Source organism: Methylorubrum suomiense (assembly GCF_022179765.1).
GTDB classification, from domain to species: Bacteria; Pseudomonadota; Alphaproteobacteria; order Rhizobiales; family Beijerinckiaceae; genus Methylobacterium; species Methylobacterium suomiense.
Genome location: NZ_BPRE01000015.1, coordinates 52,381 through 65,692, shown reverse-complemented (window position 1 = coordinate 65,692; position 13,312 = coordinate 52,381). Strand labels below are relative to the sequence as shown.

At 67.8% G+C, this 13,312-nt stretch carries 13 protein-coding genes; 3 read left to right on the top strand and 10 right to left on the bottom strand.

Annotation, left to right across the window (positions count from 1 at the left end; translation table 11 throughout):
- Positions 1-34: 34 nt before the first annotated feature.
- Positions 35-1,531, bottom strand: coding sequence for an SPOR domain-containing protein (locus tag MFF26_RS20630; RefSeq protein ID WP_137828186.1), 1,497 nt, complete (start codon positions 1,529-1,531; stop codon positions 35-37).
- 567 nt (positions 1,532-2,098) lie between these two features.
- Between MFF26_RS20630 and clpS the strand changes: the two genes are divergently transcribed.
- The 3 genes from clpS to MFF26_RS20615 all read left to right on the top strand — a co-directional run bounded on the left by clpS (position 2,099) and on the right by MFF26_RS20615 (position 5,490).
- Complete coding sequence (gene clpS / locus MFF26_RS20625) at positions 2,099-2,488, top strand: ATP-dependent Clp protease adapter ClpS (protein WP_137828187.1); 390 nt, start codon at positions 2,099-2,101, stop codon at positions 2,486-2,488.
- A 22-nt stretch (positions 2,489-2,510) separates the two neighbouring features.
- Positions 2,511-5,018, top strand: coding sequence for an ATP-dependent Clp protease ATP-binding subunit ClpA (gene clpA / locus MFF26_RS20620; protein WP_137828188.1), 2,508 nt, complete (start codon positions 2,511-2,513; stop codon positions 5,016-5,018).
- 196 nt (positions 5,019-5,214) lie between these two features.
- Positions 5,215-5,490, top strand: coding sequence for a hypothetical protein (locus tag MFF26_RS20615; RefSeq protein ID WP_137828189.1), 276 nt, complete (start codon positions 5,215-5,217; stop codon positions 5,488-5,490).
- Between the two features lie 87 nt (positions 5,491-5,577).
- Here MFF26_RS20615 and hemA read toward each other — a convergent pair whose 3' ends face one another.
- From hemA to bchM, 9 genes are read right to left on the bottom strand one after another with little or no spacing between them, the layout of a single operon-like run.
- Complete coding sequence (gene hemA, locus MFF26_RS20610) at positions 5,578-6,795, bottom strand: 5-aminolevulinate synthase (RefSeq protein ID WP_137828190.1); 1,218 nt, start codon at positions 6,793-6,795, stop codon at positions 5,578-5,580.
- 43 nt (positions 6,796-6,838) lie between these two features.
- Positions 6,839-7,648 (bottom strand): putative photosynthetic complex assembly protein PuhE, encoded by an 810-nt coding sequence (gene puhE, locus MFF26_RS20605; RefSeq protein WP_137828191.1) that lies wholly within the window; start codon positions 7,646-7,648, stop codon positions 6,839-6,841.
- 1 nt (position 7,649) lies between these two features.
- Entirely contained in the window at positions 7,650-8,738 is a 1,089-nt protein-coding gene (gene acsF / locus MFF26_RS20600; RefSeq protein ID WP_137828192.1) for a magnesium-protoporphyrin IX monomethyl ester (oxidative) cyclase, read from the bottom strand.
- Positions 8,735-9,031: an O2-dependent cyclase accessory protein gene (locus tag MFF26_RS20595; protein ID WP_137828193.1), complete on the bottom strand. Its 297-nt coding sequence runs from the start codon at positions 9,029-9,031 to the stop codon at positions 8,735-8,737. The genes acsF and MFF26_RS20595 overlap by 4 nt, the downstream gene beginning before the upstream one ends.
- Positions 9,028-9,531 (bottom strand): photosynthetic complex assembly protein PuhC, encoded by a 504-nt coding sequence (gene puhC, locus MFF26_RS20590; protein WP_137828194.1) that lies wholly within the window; start codon positions 9,529-9,531, stop codon positions 9,028-9,030. Before puhC ends, MFF26_RS20595 begins: the two co-directional genes overlap by 4 nt.
- 16 nt (positions 9,532-9,547) lie before the next feature.
- Positions 9,548-10,219: a photosynthetic complex putative assembly protein PuhB gene (puhB, locus tag MFF26_RS20585; RefSeq protein ID WP_137828195.1), complete on the bottom strand. Its 672-nt coding sequence runs from the start codon at positions 10,217-10,219 to the stop codon at positions 9,548-9,550.
- Positions 10,216-10,989, bottom strand: coding sequence for a photosynthetic reaction center subunit H (puhA, locus tag MFF26_RS20580; protein WP_137828196.1), 774 nt, complete (start codon positions 10,987-10,989; stop codon positions 10,216-10,218). Before puhA ends, puhB begins: the two co-directional genes overlap by 4 nt.
- 14 nt (positions 10,990-11,003) lie before the next feature.
- The gene (locus tag MFF26_RS20575) at positions 11,004-12,449 is read right to left on the bottom strand and encodes a BCD family MFS transporter (RefSeq protein WP_137828197.1); all 1,446 of its coding nucleotides are present in this window, start codon (positions 12,447-12,449) and stop codon (positions 11,004-11,006) included.
- Positions 12,446-13,303, bottom strand: coding sequence for a magnesium protoporphyrin IX methyltransferase (gene bchM, locus MFF26_RS20570; RefSeq protein WP_373324507.1), 858 nt, complete (start codon positions 13,301-13,303; stop codon positions 12,446-12,448). Before bchM ends, MFF26_RS20575 begins: the two co-directional genes overlap by 4 nt.
- Positions 13,304-13,312: the final 9 nt, after the last annotated feature.

The window sequence follows — 13,312 nt, the reverse complement described above, 5'->3', positions numbered from 1 at the left end:
GAACGAGGGCCGGTCCCCGGTCTTCTCGGAGCCGTCAGCTCCGGGTCGCGAAGCAGCTGAAACCGTTCTTCTTGAGGGCGGTGCAGGCGTCCTGGGCCGCACCCTGCTCGGTGAAGCCGGAGAAGCGGGCGCGGTAGAGCGTGGTGGCGCCATGGGTGACGCGCACGGTGTAGGGCGCGGCCTTCGAGAGGGCGCCGGTGCGGCTGCGGGCATCCGACAGCATCGACTTGGCCTTGTCCTCGTCGTCCATCGCACCGAGCTGGATCACCCACGGGGTCGGCGTCACCGGGCGGAAGGCCTCGGAGCGGGCATCCTTGGGCGGGGCTTCGGTGCGAGAGGCGACACCCTCGACGGCGGGCAACCGCGCGGTGGTCTTGCCGCCGGCGCCCGGGAACGGCGCCTGACCCGCCGGACCGGCATAGGCCTGGGCAGCGCCGGGAAGCGCCTGCAGCCCGGGGCGGCGCACCATGCCCGGCGTGGTGGTGATGGAGGCCGGCGGACGGATATCGACGGGGCCCGTGCTCGTCGAACTCGTCGTCTCGACCTCCTCGTCGTCGGCGGAGGCGATCTCGGTGCGGGTGTGCGACCCGGCCTCGGCGATGACGGCGGGGCGCCCGCGCTCGGCGAGTTCGGTGACCGGGTTGGTCTGGCGGGCGCCGGCATAGGCGCGGGGCAAGCTCGACCGCACGAGATCGGCCATGATCCGGTCGCGGCTCGCCCCCGACTTGCCGCCGAGCACGATCGCCACGATCTGGCGATCGCCGAGCTTGGCGGCGGTCATGAGGTTGAACCCGGAATCGCGGGTGTAGCCGGTCTTGATGCCGTCCACGCCCTCGACGGTGCCGAGCAGCCGGTTGTGATTGCCGATGACCCGGCCGCGGAAGGCGAAGGAGCGGGTCTGGAAGTAGCGGTAGTAGCGCGGGAAGCGGTCCTGAATGGCGCGGGCCAGAATCGTCAGGTCGCGGGCCGTGGTGATCTGGTCCGGATCCGGCAGACCCGAGGCGTTGGAATAGTTGGTGCGGCTCATGCCGAGGGATTTGGCTTTCCGCGTCATCATCTCGGCGAAACGCGGCTCGGAGCCCGCGATGTTCTCGCCGATCGCGCAGGCCACGTCGTTGGCGGATTTGGTGACGAGGGCCTTGATCGCCTCCTCGACGGTGATGGTCGAGCCGGGACGCAGACCCAGCTTCGACGGTGCCTGAGCGGCGGCGTTGGACGAGATCGACAGGTCGGAATCGAGTTCGTAGCGGCCCTTCTCCAGCTGCTCGAACAGCATGTAGAGGGTCATGACCTTGGTGATCGAGGCGGGGTGGCGCAGCGCGTCCTCGTTCACCGCGTGGAGCGTCTTGCCGGATTTCACGTCCACCACCATGGCGGCGTAGGGCGGAGCGTAGCCGCCACCGGCCGGGCGGTGATGGCCCCCTCGCTTCCTCGCCTCCGCCGGTGCGACCGCCGCGGTGAGGACACCCGCCGCCAGGAGCACGACGGCGGCAGCGCGGGACCCCATGGTCCGGCCTTCTACGCGACGCATCTTGGAACCTTCGCCTCGACAACCGGGAAGCAGGCCCGGTTCGCACCAGTCGTTCGCGGATGGCCGGAAGGCCGAAACCCGCATTCTCTGGAGGGCACGGTAGGCGTGACGCGGTTACGCGGGCGTTAATGCTGTGCAGTACGCAACACAGATCGTTGTTTTGCCTCAGGGGTTAAGCAGGTGTGAAGGATCGGTCGCGTCAGCCGGATGCCGGAGCCTTTGCCGTCGGGCGAACATCACGTCGAAGCCGGCGATAGCGGGTGGAAAGGTCCCTCGCCCTCTCGACGCCGGTCGTGGTCGGGATGGGTTTTGGCGCCCCGAAGCTCGTCGCAGCGCGGCGTCGATCGGGCGGCATTCGATCCGGCGCACGTCGATCGAGGCACGCCGAGCCGCTACGGAGTGCTCCTGCGCAGTCTGCAACCCCCTCCCCCTCGCGAGGGACAGTTTCACGCACCTCACTGGCGCAGTCGTTTTTCGGCCTATAGATTGCCTTTCAAGGGCACCGCACCCGAGGGGCGCGGGAGTCGAAGACCGCCAGACAAGGTCGCTGCGTATCAGATGATTTCCATGTCGATCCAGGAGGGCGCGGCATCGTGGGCGGAGCGGGGGCTCCGGCCCGTCGTCGCGGCCTCCACCCCGCGCGGCCCGGGCGACGACGACCGGTCCGGCACTGCCATCATCACCCGCACCAAACCGCGGGCGAAACGGCCGAGCCTGTACCGCGTCTTACTGCTGAACGACGACTACACCCCCATGGAGTTCGTCGTTCATGTGGTCGAGCGGTTCTTCAACAAAAGCCACGACGACGCCTACCAGATCATGATGCACGTCCACCAGAACGGTGTGGGGGAGTGCGGCGTGTTCACCTACGAAGTGGCGGAGACGAAGGTGACGCAGGTGATGGATTTCGCCCGCAAGCACCAACATCCGCTTCAGTGCGTTATGGAAAAGAAATAGGCATCCAGCGAAGGCCAGAGCATTGCCCAGCTTCTCACGTAGCCTCGAGCAAGCCCTCCACCGCGCCCTGGCCTTGGCCGGTGAGCGTCGCCACGAATACGCCACCCTCGAACATCTCCTGCTCGCCCTCGTGGACGATCAGGATGCCGCGGCGGTGATGCGGGCCTGCAACGTCGAACTCGACGTTCTGCGCCGCAACCTCGTCGAATATGTCGACACGGAATTGTCGAATCTGACCGGCGATGGACGCCAGGATGCCAAGCCAACGGCCGGCTTCCAGCGGGTGATCCAGCGGGCGGTAATCCATGTCCAGTCCTCCGGCCGTGAGGAGGTCACCGGCGCCAACGTGCTGGTGGCGATCTTCGCCGAGCGCGAGAGCCACGCCGCGTACTTCCTGCAGGAGCAGGACATGACGCGCTACGACGCCGTCAATTACATCAGCCACGGCATCGCCAAGCGCCCCGGCGCTTCGGAGGCCAAGCCCGTCCGCGGCGCGGAAGAGGATGGGCCCTCCGAACGCCCGAGCGGCGAGGACGGCGAGGCGCGCCCGAAGAAGAAGGGCGATGCCTTGGAAGCCTACTGCGTCAACCTCAACAAGAAGGCCAAGGACGGCAAGATCGACCCGCTGATCGGCCGCCATTCGGAGGTCGAGCGCACGATCCAGGTTCTGTGCCGGCGCCAGAAGAACAACCCGCTGCTGGTGGGCGACCCCGGCGTCGGCAAGACGGCCATCGCCGAGGGCCTGGCGCGCAAGATCATCCAGAACGAGGTGCCGGAGGTTCTTGCCGACGCCACGGTCTTCTCGCTCGACATGGGCACGCTGCTCGCCGGCACCCGCTATCGCGGCGACTTCGAGGAGCGCCTCAAGCAGGTGATGAAGGAGATCGAGGCGCATCCCAACGCGATCATGTTCATCGATGAGATCCACACCGTGATCGGTGCGGGCGCGACCTCGGGCGGCGCGATGGACGCGTCGAACCTACTTAAGCCAGCGCTGGCATCCGGCTCGCTCCGCTGCATCGGCTCGACCACCTACAAGGAGTACCGCCAGTACTTCGAGAAGGATCGCGCCCTGGTGCGCCGGTTCCAGAAGATCGACGTCAACGAGCCGTCGGTGCCGGATACGATCGAGATTCTGAAGGGCCTCAAGCCTTACTTCGAAGAGTTCCACAAGCTCAAATACACCACCGATGCCGTGAAGGCCGCGGTGGAGCTGTCGGCGCGCTACATCAACGACCGCAAGCTGCCCGATAAAGCGATCGACGTGATCGACGAGACCGGCGCTTCGCAGATGCTGGTGCCGGAGGCGCGGCGCAAGCGCACCATCGGGGTCAAGGAAATCGAGGCGACCATTGCCACGATGGCCCGGATCCCGCCGAAGACCGTGTCGAAGGACGATGCGGTGGTGCTGAAGAACCTGACCGAGAATCTGCAACGCGTCGTCTACGGTCAGAGCAACGCCATCGAGGCGCTCACCTCGGCCATCAAGCTGGCGCGCGCGGGCCTGCGGGATCCCGACAAGCCGATCGGTGCCTATTTGTTCGCCGGCCCGACCGGCGTCGGCAAGACCGAGGCTGCCAAGCAGCTCGCCTCGTCGCTCGGGGTCGAGATGCTCCGCTTCGACATGTCGGAATACATGGAGCGCCACACCGTCTCGCGGCTGATCGGTGCGCCTCCCGGCTATGTCGGGTTCGACCAGGGCGGTCTGCTGACCGACGGCATCGACCAGCATCCCCATTGCGTGCTCCTGCTCGATGAGATCGAGAAGGCGCATCCGGACCTGTTCAACATCCTGTTGCAGGTGATGGATCACGGGAAGCTGACCGACCACAACGGCAAGCAGGTCGATTTCCGCAACGTCATCATCATCATGACGTCGAATGCCGGGGCGTCGGATCTCGCGCGCTCCGCCTACGGCTTCACTCAGAACAAGCGGTCGGGCGACGACGTGGAGGCGATCAACCGGCTGTTCGCGCCGGAATTCCGCAACCGCCTCGACGCGATCATCTCCTTCGGTCATCTGCCGAAGGAGGTCGTGGCCAAGGTCGTCGACAAGTTCGTTCTCCAGCTGGAGGCGCAGCTCGCCGACCGCAACGTCACGATCGAACTCTCGGACGAGGCACGCGACTGGCTGGTGGAGAATGGCTACGACGATGCGATGGGTGCTCGCCCTATGGCGCGTCTGATCCAGTCGACCATCAAAACGCCGCTCGCCGACGAGGTTTTGTTCGGTAAGCTGAAGGATGGCGGCGCCGTCCGTGTCGTGCTCCAGCGTCCCGCGGGCGAGGATGCCGGCGTTCTGACGAAGGGCAAGGGCACCCTCGGGTTCGAATTCCCCGCGGGCCCCGTGACCCCGCGTCCCGAGAAGGACGTCACCAATGCCGCGAAGCGCCACAAGCGCTCGAAGCCTCGGTCCGCGCCGCGCAAGAAGCCGGGCAAGGGCGAGAGTGGCAAGGGCGACGGCCCGAGCGGCGGCGGATCGTCCGGCGGCGGTGTCCGTACGGTGCCTAAGGTGCCCCTGAAGGTCTGAAGAGAGGGCGGCACGGGTTGCGTTCCCGTGCCGCCTTGAGGATATGAGCGTCATCGCGGGACGATTGCGCAGCATCGATCCGCGGTGACGCCGCCGGCTTATGGGCCGATGCGGTACTCAAATCGGGGACGTCTTCCTGAATACGGTTCTCAGGACGAAGCCCTCGCCGCACAGTGCCGAGCAGAGTGGGGAACGCATGACGAGCGACGCGCAGGAGGAACCCCTCAGGCCGGTCGCGGCGCCGCCCTCCCCGCCGACGAAGCCCAAACCCCTCACGGCCCGCGAGCAGCGCCGCCGCCGCCGGAGGGCCCGCCACCGCGGGGAAGAGATCCTCGGCTGGATTCTCGTGCCGGTGATCCTGTTCGGGATCTATTGGGGCATCACCGCCGGTCTGGACTTCATGGGCACGAGCCCAGGTGTGGTCTGGGACCAAGTCATGCAGGTGAAGGCGGCCCTCGAAAAGAAGATGTGACGGACCGGTTGCCCTCACGAGCAGCGACCGGCTCACGCCATGGAGCGTGACAGGCTGGTCGAACGCACAGTTTCGGCTGCGCGACAGCTATTCCGCCGCCTGTCGATGCAGGCCGATGCGGCGCCAAATCGTACTCAGGGCCTCGACGAGGTGATCGATGTCGGCATTCGAGTGCAGCGGCGACGGTGTGATGCGTAAGCGTTCGGTGCCGCGCGGCACGGTCGGGTAGTTGATCGGCTGGACGTAGATGCCGAATTCATCGAGCAGGCTGTCGCTGATCGCCTTGCACAGGACGGGGTCGCCGACCATCACCGGCACGATATGGCTGCGATTGGCGAGCGTCGGGATGTCGGCGGCGTCGAGGGCCTGCCGCACCCGGGCGACCCGCTCCTGATGGCGCGCGCGCTCCACGCCGCTTTCCTTGAGATGCCGGATGCTGGCCGCCGCGCCCGCAGCCACGGCGGGCGGGAGGGAGGTCGTGAAGATGAAGCCCGAGGCAAAACTCCGCACAAAATCGCACAGGCGGCTCGATCCGGTGATGTAGCCGCCGTGCACGGCGAAGGCCTTGCCGAGTGTGCCCTCGATCACGTCGAGGCGGTGCGCGAGCCCCATCCGCTCCGAGATGCCGCCGCCACGAACTCCGTAGAGGCCGACCGCGTGCACCTCGTCGAGATAGGTCAGCGCCCCGTGCGCCTCCGCCACGTCGCAGATCTCGTCGATGGGAGCGATATCGCCGTCCATGGAATAGACCGACTCGAACGCGACGAGCTTGGCCCGTCCCGGCTCGATCAGCGACAGCTTGCGGTTCAGATCCTCCGGATCGTTGTGACGGAAGATCTGACGCTCGGCCCGGCTTGAGCGGATACCCTCGATCATCGAGGCGTGATTGCCCTCGTCGGAGAAGATCACGCAGCCCGGCAGGCGGGCGCCGAGCGTGCCGAGCGCTGCCCAATTGGACACGTAGCCCGAAGAGAAGATCAGGGCCGCCTCCTTGCCGTGGAGGTCGGCCAGCTCCTGCTCAAGGAGCACGTGATAGTGGTTGGTGCCGGAAATGTTGCGGGTGCCGCCCGCACCTGCGCCGCAGCGCTCAATCGCCTCGTGCATGGCCCGCACCACCACCGGATGCTGGCCCATGCCGAGATAGTCGTTGGAGCACCAGACGGTGACCTCGCGTTGGCCCGCGGGGCTGTGATGCGTGGCGTAGGGAAAGCGTCCCGCCTGACGCTCCAGATCGGTGAAGACCCGGTAGCGGCCCTCGCGATGCAGGCCGGCGATCTCACTGTCGAAGAACGCTTCGTAGTCCATGGCCGTCCTCCCGATGCCCGCGGATCTGACGTCCGCCTGCAAGCTAGTCGTGTGGGGTTGCGCCGCCCTCCGAGGCGTCGGCGGCGACGGGTGCGGATCGGCCCGGCAGGCCCCAGCTCCAGAGTGCCGCCGAGGGGAGCGGCAACATCAGGAACCAGTGCTCCAGCGTGGCGAGCGCGCAGAGCGTCGCGAGAAGGGTGAGGCTGGTTGCCGTCCCGGCGGTCATCTCCGGGGCGATCGCCCCCCGGACGAGCAGCACGGTGGCCGCTGTGCCGACCGTCACGGAGACCGGAAACAGCGGGTTCATCGGCCGTCGTGACAGGTAACAGGCCAGGTAGCCGAGATGGGCCGGCAGGAATTCGGCGTGGAGATTCCGCACGCCGAGAAACAGATTGAGCCGCGCCGAGGCATTCATCAGCGTGAGCAGCGCGTAGGTCCACAGCGCAACCCGGTTCTCTTGCCCCCAGGTCAGGCAGAGAATAGCCAAACCCCCGGCGAGAATCGCGAACTCGTGCCACAGACTGGTGGCGAGAGCGGCGAAGAACCGGTCGAGCCCGCGCAGCGACGGTGCGCAGGCCGCCGGGCGCGGGCCGGAGACGAAGCCCATGTAGTAGCTCATCTCCTGCCAGCCCCAGACGGCGACCGCCGCGGTGAAGCCGAGATAGGCACCCGCCTCCGACGGATCGCCCGCGCTTGCCCGGATCGCCCAGAACGCCCCCGCCAGCCCGATGCTCGCCGCCAGGATCAAGCGGGCATGGTGCTGCCTCGGCCGGTGCTGGAGCACCAGCACCAGTCCGGTGGCGGCCCACCACAGCAGGACGGCGAAAAGCGCCGGGGCGGCGAGGTCACCCATGCTACCAGACCGGCTGGAGGCGGATGTCGGCGGGCATCCGGTGCTCCTTCACGGGCAGACAGTAGAGGCGGGCGAAGGTCCCGGCCGCACGCAGCGCCTGAACGCCGTGCTTGAGCTTGCCGCCGATTCCCCCCTGTGCCCGTGCGTCGGAGATCTTCCGGGCACAATCGAGCAACCGGTCGAGCCCGGCCTTGAAGCGCGGATCGTCGATGTCGAGGGTGATCGGGAAGGTCTGCTTCGAGATCTCGGAGGTGATCCGGAAGACCTTGAAGTCGTACTCGCTCGGATCGACGCCGAGAGCCTTGTGAAAGGCCGGGCGGCAATGGTCGCGGACATACATCGTCGCGTAGACGGCGAGCAGGAAGAAGCGGATCCAGTAGCGGTTGACGCCCGAGGTCAGTTTCGGGTTGGCCCGCATCAGCAGCGCGAAGGCCTCGCCGTGGCGGAACTCGTCGTTGCACCACTTCTCGAACCACTTGAAGATCGGATGGATGCGTCGATCGGGGTTACGCTCCAGCTCGCGGAAGATGGTGATGTAACGAGCGTAGCCGATCTTCTCCGACAGGTACGTGGCGTAGAAGATGAACTTTGGTTTGAAGAAAGTGTACTTCTTTGATCTCGTGAGGAAGCCGAGATCGACGCCGATCCCGAAATCCTTCAGCGTGTCGTTGATGAAGCCGGCATGCCGGGCCTCGTCGCGGCTCATGAAGCCGAACAGTTCCTTGATGTCCTTGTTCTTCGCGCGTTTGCGCATCTCGGCATAGAGCACGCAGCCGGAGAATTCGGCGGTGATCGACGACACGAGAAAGTCGAGGAACTCCTTCCGCAATTCGGGATCGAGATGCGACAGGTCACAGTCGAACTCTTCGTTGCGCACGAAGTGGCGCTTATTCGGGTCGGAGCGCAGCTCGTCGATCAGGATGTCCCACTCGCGCCGCACCGGCTCGACATTCGTCCGGTCCAGTTCCTCGAAATCCGTCGTGTAGAAGCGCGGGCTGAGGAAGGTCGTCTCCTGGGCGGCCTTGGTCGATTCGTTGACCGGATGGCGCGGGACCGGAATCCCTGCCGGGGGCTGGACATTGGCGTTCACAGCGTCCTCCGTTCGGAAAAGCTCACCTCGTAGAGCTCGGTCAGCTCGAGATGGGCGATCAGCTTGGTCCAAGCCCGCTCCAGGCGGCCGGCACGGGTGACGGTGGCGGTGCGGCGCACGGTGAGCCGTTCGCCGTAGGGCACCTCCGTGGGCGCGTCGTGCACCTGCACCTCGTCGCCCGGCTCGATGTCGAAGCCGGCATCCAGCGTCACGTGGGCGTGCAGGCTTTCGGGCGTCTGCTCGATCTCGACGGTGCACGGCACCTCGACGACCGTTCTGCCGATCCAGGTCATGGCCGGCCCCTCCCCTCTTGGACTTCGTTGCCGGGCAGGAGGCGGGCGAAGGCCGCGGCGTTGGTGGCGCCGAAGGCCTCCAGCGCGACGTGGCGCCCGGTGGCGGCATCCTCCAACGCGAGGGTGCCGTTGTCGAATCGCGTCAATGTGAAGGGCTGCTCGGGCCCCAGCCCCTCGCGCTGACGGGCCTGTGCCAAGCCGCGCAAGGTGCCGCGCACGAACCCACCCTCGCCCGGCGCGATCCGGGCCACCAAGCGATTGTCCTGCGCCCCCACCAACTCGACCGCTCCGTCCGGCCGATCCTCCGCCCGGAAGCCGAGGCTCGCCACCGGGCGGGCCGACGGCAGCTCGGTCAGGCCGACGCCCTCGCGGCGCCCGATGAACACCGCGAGCAGCACGATCCCCAGCAGCGCGCCCACACCGAAGAGAGCGAGCGATTGCAGCGGGCGGCGTACGGGCGGCGGCTCGGATGGGCGGCGGGCGGGGAGCTCGATCGGCATGGGCCTCTCCTCGACCTTATCCGGCTGCGGCAAGGCGGCCGGGCTGCGCCGAGCTGGCCCGCGAACGCTCCGGCATGATCGCAACCGGGCTCTCGGCGACGCGCGGCCCCTCGGCCGCAAGCGCATTGGCCAGACATTCCGCGACCGCCCGCGCCTCGGGCACCGAGCGCAGCATCGGCTCGGGGCGGCTCACCCGCCAGGGCCGGGCATGCGGCCAGAGATGGAGATAGGCGATCCGTTCGCCCGGCGGCAGAAGCAGGGGTATGTCGCCGGTGCCGTCCGCGAAAAGATGGAGGCCCGCCGCCTCGATCCGGGCATGGGGCAGGTTCAGCGTGATAGGCAGAGCGATTCCGACATGCATGACCACCCGGCGGTCGGTGATCGTGTAGACGGTGGTGCGGTGGACCAGCCACGCCAGCACCGTGAGAAGCGCAATGCCGCCGCCGCCGATCAGCAGGGTCGGACCGACCACGCTGAGCGCCGTCATCACGCCGCCCTGAGCCGCGGCGGCGATGCCGAACAGCGTCGCGGTGCCGGCGAACCACGCCACGACGGGACGAACATGGAAGACCTGGGTGAGGACACCGCGCCAGGTCGGGGCGCCGCGCCACAGGATGCGTTCGCCCGCGGGCAAAGGGCCGGGCATCCCGCGCAGGGTGCCCTCGGGGAGGAAATCCGACTCGCTCACAGGATCGGCTCCGCGCGGGCCGGCGTGGCGTAGAGGGTTCCGGCGCCGAAATAGGCCATGATCCGCTCCTCCTCGAGCAGCGTCACCGAATCCGGATCCTTGTGGCCGGGTACGTCGGCGAATTGCGAAGCCAGCAGAGCCTCGGTCGAGACCGTCCGGGTGAACAGGCTGGTGGTGCAGAAGGTCGCCGGCATCAGCACCCGGCGCCCGCCCGCGCCGAGTTCGACCTCGTAGTACCGGACGAACGATTCACCCCGGTCGACCCAGAGGTCGCTGATGGTGCCCGCAACAGTGCGGTCGGCCCCCAGCACCGACATGCCGATGGGATTCGGGCCCGCCTCGTGCACCACGAAGGTGTCGGCGACCCGCAGGGGAACGATTCGGTAATGCCCGTCCCAGGTGCGGTCGTGCTCGTCGTGGCGCGGCGTCCAGGAGCCCGGCCCGACACCGGCCTGGAGCGAGGTGTCGGTGCGGAAATAAGGTGCGCCCGGCCAGGGCTCGCGCTTGGTCGCCGGCACGTCGGTCTCGTAGGCGACGTTGGTCTCCGGCGCGTAGGTGGTGTGGCCGCTCGACAGGCGGAACGCCTTCGGTGTCGGTATCAGCACCGGATCGTAGGACTTCAGACGTCCCGCGGCCTCGTTCTCAAGGGGATATCCCTCGCGGCGATCCTCGCGGCGCAGATAGAAGACCAGCCCCGCGAAGAAGAGCCAGAACGCGTAGAGCGTGATCTGTGCGACGTCGATATAGCCGGTGATCTCGCCTCTGGGCATGACGCTCCTCCCGATCAGGTGGGACGATTGACGAGGGGGTCGAAGGGTCGCGCGCGTCCCTCGTCCGGACGCACGGGCTCAGGGCTGTCGATGCGCACGAGCGGGCCGATCGCCACGAGGGTGGCGAACAGGAGCGCGATCTCGACGTGGTAGACGATGAGGTAGCCGATGGCCGGCTCGTTCATGCCCTCGCCGAGCACGCCGGTCTGGGCCACCGCCGCGCCGACATCGCGCAGAATGCCGCTCGCCGCGATGGCCATCCCGGCGGCGGTCGCCTGCACCGCGCCCCAGGCGCCGAGCGCCAGTCCGGTGTCGTCCGGCCCGGCCTTGGCCATCGAGGCGGTGAGCGTGCCATGGGCGAACAGGCCGCCGCCGATGCCGATCAGCGTCACCCCCGCGGCAAACAGCCGGGCGGAGGCGAGCGGCGCCGCGAAGACGACGGCGGAGAAGGCGAGGATGCCGATGACCGAACCCACCGCCGCGACTCGGTAAGGGTCGCCGCCGCGGGCGAGCCAGCGCGCCGCCGCCACGAGGCCGAGGCCGCCGCCCGCCGCCAGCATCGCCGTGAGCGCCGTGGTCTGGCCGACGCTGAGTCCCAGGATCTGACCGCCATAGGGTTCGAGCAGAATGTCCTGCATCGAGAAGGCCGCCGTACCCAGCCCGATCGCGACCAACCGGCGCCGCGCCGTCGGCTCGCCGGCATAGCCGTGCCAGGATTGCGAGAAGCTCGGACGCGGGACGTCGCGGCCGGTGCGCGCGGGATCGCGCGGCTCCTGCTTCCACAGGGCGATGCCGTTGAGAACGATGGTGATGAGGGCCGCGCCCTGGATCACCTGGATCAGCCGGACGGCGGAGAAGTTCGCGAGCGCGAGCCCGAACAGCAGCGCACTGCCCATCATGCCGACGAGCAGCATGGCGCAGAGCAGCGCGACGACCTTCGGGCGGGCATGGGCCGGGGCGAGGTCGGTGGCGAGCGCGAGGCCGACGGTCTGCGTGGTGTGGAGGCCGGCCCCCACGAGAAGGAACGCGAGTGCGGCGGCGGCGTGACCGACCCAGAGCGGGCCGGTGGTGTCCCCCGACAGGATCAGCAGGGCGAACGGCATGATCGCCAGCCCGCCGAACTGCAGCAGCGTGCCGAACCAGATATAGGGCACCCGCCGCCAGCCCAGCACCGAGCGGTGCGTGTCGGATCGGAAGCCGACCAGCGCCCGCAAGGGGGCGAACAGCAGCGGCAGGGACAGCATCACCGCCACGATCCAGGCCGGGACCGCGAGTTCGACGATCATGACGCGGTTCAGCGTGCCGATCAGCAGCACGGCCGCCATGCCGACCGTGACCTGAAACAGCGCCAGCCGCATCAGCCGCCCGAGCGGCAGCTCCTTCGTCGCGGCATCGGCAAAGGGGAGGATCGCCGGGCCGAGGCGCAGGAGGGCCTGCGTGAGGGTGAGGCCGGACTTCATGCCGACCGACCTCCCGCACTCCCATTCCCTCCCCTCATCCTGAGGTGCTGCGAAGCAGCCTCGAAGGAGGGCTCGAAGGATTGCGCGACCGGCTGGAGCCCTCCCTCGAGGCCTCCGCTACGCTCCGGCTCCTCAGCATGAGGGTGATGGTTGGAGGATGGGGATTTCGTCAGCTCGATCGCGTTGGAGAGGTAGAACCCGCTGTTGATCCGCCGCGTACGCTCCACCGCGAAACGCTCCAGGGCCGGCTCCCGACTGATCCGGCGACGCAAGCCGCCCTCGGTGATCGGGACGATGGCGGGCGCCCGGTCGGCCTTCGGGAAGAACTTGCCCGCGGCATGCATCAGCGTGAGCAGCGCGGTGCGGGGCGCCACGGTGAAGACGATGCTGCCGTCCGTGCGCAAGGACAGCTCGGCCAAGGCCCGGACGATGTCGGGTGCTTGGTAGTGGATCAGCGAATCCATCGCGACGACGTGGTCGAAGCGCCCGAGCCAGGGATCGAGCATATCGCCGACATGGAACTCGATGGAGCCGGGCCCGGCGATCTCCGGGAGGCGCTCGCGGGCGAGTCCGATCAGGGTCGGCGACACGTCGATCGCCGTCACATGAGCGCCGCGGCGCGCCGCCTCCACGGCCAGCGCTCCGGTGCCGCAGCCGGCATCGAGCAGGCGCAGGCCGCGCATGTCGGCGGGCAACCAGTCGAGCAGCGTCGTCCGCATGGCGTCACGACCGGCGCGTACGGTGGCGCGGATCTTCGAGACCGGCGCGTCCGAAGTGAGCCGCGACCACGCCTCGACGGCGGTGCGATCGAAATAGGTTTCGAGCTGGGATCGGCGGGTGACGTAGCTGCTCATCACGCGATC

Bases quoted from the DNA above. Each gene is read 5' to 3' on its own strand.
- MFF26_RS20630 (WP_137828186.1), bottom strand. From the start codon at position 1,531: ATGCGTCGCGTAGAAGGCCGGACCATGGGGTCCCGCGCTGCCGCCGTC.
- clpS (WP_137828187.1), top strand. From the start codon at position 2,099: ATGTCGATCCAGGAGGGCGCGGCATCGTGGGCGGAGCGGGGGCTCCGG.
- MFF26_RS20615 (WP_137828189.1), top strand. From the start codon at position 5,215: ATGACGAGCGACGCGCAGGAGGAACCCCTCAGGCCGGTCGCGGCGCCG.
- hemA (WP_137828190.1), bottom strand. From the start codon at position 6,795: ATGGACTACGAAGCGTTCTTCGACAGTGAGATCGCCGGCCTGCATCGC.
- puhE (WP_137828191.1), bottom strand. From the start codon at position 7,648: ATGGGTGACCTCGCCGCCCCGGCGCTTTTCGCCGTCCTGCTGTGGTGG.
- MFF26_RS20595 (WP_137828193.1), bottom strand. From the start codon at position 9,031: ATGACCTGGATCGGCAGAACGGTCGTCGAGGTGCCGTGCACCGTCGAG.
- puhC (WP_137828194.1), bottom strand. From the start codon at position 9,531: ATGCCGATCGAGCTCCCCGCCCGCCGCCCATCCGAGCCGCCGCCCGTA.
- puhA (WP_137828196.1), bottom strand. From the start codon at position 10,989: ATGCCCAGAGGCGAGATCACCGGCTATATCGACGTCGCACAGATCACG.
- MFF26_RS20575 (WP_137828197.1), bottom strand. From the start codon at position 12,449: ATGAAGTCCGGCCTCACCCTCACGCAGGCCCTCCTGCGCCTCGGCCCG.
- bchM (WP_373324507.1), bottom strand. From the start codon at position 13,303: ATGAGCAGCTACGTCACCCGCCGATCCCAGCTCGAAACCTATTTCGAT.